This window comes from Rhizobium moroccans (assembly GCF_057559155.1).
Map to the genome: position 1 here is coordinate 87,154 of NZ_JBHFJG010000006.1, position 2,721 is coordinate 89,874.

At 59.4% G+C, this 2,721-nt stretch carries 3 protein-coding genes and 1 tRNA gene; 1 reads left to right on the top strand and 3 read right to left on the bottom strand.

What is annotated here, in order from left to right:
- Window positions 1–30: 30 nt before the first annotated feature.
- The 3 genes from ACE04I_RS04720 to ACE04I_RS04730 all read right to left on the bottom strand — a co-directional run bounded on the left by ACE04I_RS04720 (window position 31) and on the right by ACE04I_RS04730 (window position 2,108).
- Complete coding sequence (locus ACE04I_RS04720; protein WP_046793966.1) at window positions 31–1,371, bottom strand: extracellular solute-binding protein; 1,341 nt, start codon at window positions 1,369–1,371, stop codon at window positions 31–33.
- Window positions 1,372–1,617: 246 nt separating this feature from the next.
- Window positions 1,618–1,704 (bottom strand) — tRNA-Leu (locus ACE04I_RS04725).
- Between the two features lie 104 nt (window positions 1,705–1,808).
- Complete coding sequence (locus ACE04I_RS04730) at window positions 1,809–2,108, bottom strand: Rdx family protein (RefSeq protein ID WP_046793967.1); 300 nt, start codon at window positions 2,106–2,108, stop codon at window positions 1,809–1,811.
- A 148-nt stretch (window positions 2,109–2,256) separates the two neighbouring features.
- Between ACE04I_RS04730 and ACE04I_RS04735 the strand changes: the two genes are divergently transcribed.
- Window positions 2,257–2,706: a DoxX family protein gene (locus ACE04I_RS04735; protein ID WP_046794318.1), complete on the top strand. Its 450-nt coding sequence runs from the start codon at window positions 2,257–2,259 to the stop codon at window positions 2,704–2,706.
- Window positions 2,707–2,721: the final 15 nt, after the last annotated feature.

Genomic DNA, 2,721 nt, shown 5'->3' on the forward strand with positions numbered 1-2,721 from the left:
ACCGTAAGGCCCCCCCGCTCCGCAATCGCATCAGTTGAGGCTCGCGCCCTTGTAGGTCTTTTCGAAGCGGCGCAGGATTTCGTTGCTCCGTGCGGCCGCATCGTCGAGCGCCTGCTGCACCGGCTTGTCGTTGAAGAGGACCGCCTGCATCGCATCGCCGATTTCCTTGCGGATGGCGTTGAAATTGCCGAGCCGCACGCCGCGGGTATATTCGGTCGGCGGAGTGGCCGTCAGGCTTTCGATGGCCAGTTCGCGGCCCTTGTAGGGAGCGTTGTCGTAGAAGCCCTTGGCCTTCATGGCCTGGAAGCCCGTATTGGTGACCGGGATGTAGCCCGTGACCGTCGACCACCATTCTGCCTGGTCCGGCTGGGCGAGGAAGTTGAAGAATGCCGCAACACCCTTGTACTCTTCTTCCGACTTGCCCCTCAGCGTCCAGAGCGAGGCGCCTCCGACCAGCGAATTGGTGCGCGGGAAGCCGTCGAGCATCGGCAGCATGGCGACTTCCCAATGCATGTCCTTGATGGCCTGCTTGCCGAAAGTGCCATGGTCGGCGATCGAGGAGCTGGTGATCTGGCACTTGCCGTTGACGAAGGCGTCGTTGGCGGTTTCGCCGACTGCCTTGCTCTTGTTTACGAAGAGACCCTCGTCGTACATCTTCTTGATCCAGGTCAGCTGGTCGACGAACTTGGTCTTGTTGAAGGTCACTTCGGCATCAAGGCCTTCATAGCCGTTGCCCTTGGTGGCGATCGGCTGGTTGTGGATGGCGGAGAACTGCTCGAACCATTGCCATACGCCGGTCGGGTCGAAAGCGACCGGGCAATCATAGCCCTTCGCCTTCATGTCGCGCGCGACCTTTTCCACTTCGCTCCAGGTCTTCGGCAGACCCTCGAAGCCCACGGCCTTCAGCGCGTCCGTGTTGTAGTAGATCATTGCCGTGGAAGAGTTGAACGGCATGGAGAGCAGTTCGCCCTTCGGCGATGAATAATAGGACGCGATGCCGGAGAAATAGTTGTTCCAGTCGATCTGATAGCCGTTCTTTTCCATCAGCTCGCGAACGGGCAGGTAGGCACCGGACAGCATCAGGTCGAGCGTGCCGCCGTCGGAGATCTGCGTGACGGCCGGCTGCTTCTTGGCGCGGAACGCGGCGATCGTGTTCTGCAGGTTGTTCTCGTAGGTTTCCTGGCTGACGCAGACGATCTCGTAATCCTGCTGCGAGGCGTTGAAAGCCTTGCACATGTCCTGAATGCGCTCGCTGAGATCGCCGCTGAGGCCGTACCAGAATTCGAACTTTACAGGCGCGGCAAGGCTCGACGATGCGGTGAGGGCGAGCATGCTGGCGGTGAGGGTGGAAAGCAACCAGTTGCGTTTCATCGGATGTCTCCAGATTGGGTGCGAGCGACCGTTTGATCGGCGCAGGTACTAGGCCCAATCGATGACAGAGACGTGTAGTGGGCGTGAATATCTAATGACGCGAACGCCCAGGCATGGGCAAAAGATCAGCGCCCGCCGAAACGATCGTCGGCCCGAGGGCCGCTGAGGTCCACAATCTTCGGCCAAGCCGAAAACTCGAATTTTTTGAGAGGAAATTGTCTGATCCTGGTAGTGATCAAACTGGAATGGTGCCCAGAAGAGGACTCGAACCTCCACACCCTTTCGGGTACCAGCACCTGAAGCTGGCGCGTCTACCAATTCCGCCATCTGGGCGACGGAGATGGCATGTAAGGGGGCTAAACTTCCCTGTCAACCGACTTTTTGAAGTTTCTGTGTCAGGGATGAAAAAAGCCTCTCCCGCTCCTTCCGGTGCCGCCTCAGGCCTCGCCTTTTTCAGCCGATGTCCGATCGAGATGGCCGAGATCGCGCTCGGGATCGATCACGTCGCGCACCCGCTGCTTCAACTCCTTCGGCCCGGGAAAGCCGCCGTCGCGTTTGCGCTCCCAGATGAGCTCTCCATCGAGCCTAATCTCGAAATTGCCGCCGGCGCCGGGGATGAGCGCGATCTCGCCGAGACTGTCGGAAAAGGTCTGCAGCAGTTCCTGCGCCATCCAGCCGGCGCGGAGCAACCAGTTGCACTGGGTGCAGTAGAGAATGGTAATGCGCGGTTTTTCCATGGGAATCGTCTTTCCTCTATCCCGGTATTCGTCTCACGAAAATGTCACCTCGCAAAGTCAAGTTTTGAACATCGCGATCTCGACAGTTTCCGTTCTTCCGTCATTTTGCACCGCGATAACGCATCTCTGCAAATCCAAAGAGGCTCTCATGGCATTTGAAAACAGTTCACGTTCCCGTCTCATCGTCCCGGCTCTGGCGCCGGTCTACAGCTCCACCCATGAGATCGCCGAGACGATCCTGCGCGTGGCCGCCGGCGTACTGCTCGTCACCCATGGTTTCGGCAAGATCATGAACCCCTTCGGGGCTGTCGGGATGGTCGAGGGACTGGGCTTCTACCCAGGTGTCTTCTGGTCGCCGCTTCTTTCGGCCACCGAATTTTTCGGGGGTATCCTCGTGGCGATCGGCCTTTTCACCCGACCGGCGTCCTTCGCCGCCATGATCGTGCTGCTCGTCACGGTCTATTTCCACGGGGTGGTACGGGGAGAAGGCCTCGGTGGCGCGGAAAAATCCATCCTCTGGGCGGCGATCTTCCTGTTCTTCGCCGTGCGCGGCGGCAACAGCCATTCGGTGGACGCCAAGCTCGGCCGCACGTTCTGAACTTCGCTGGCTGGG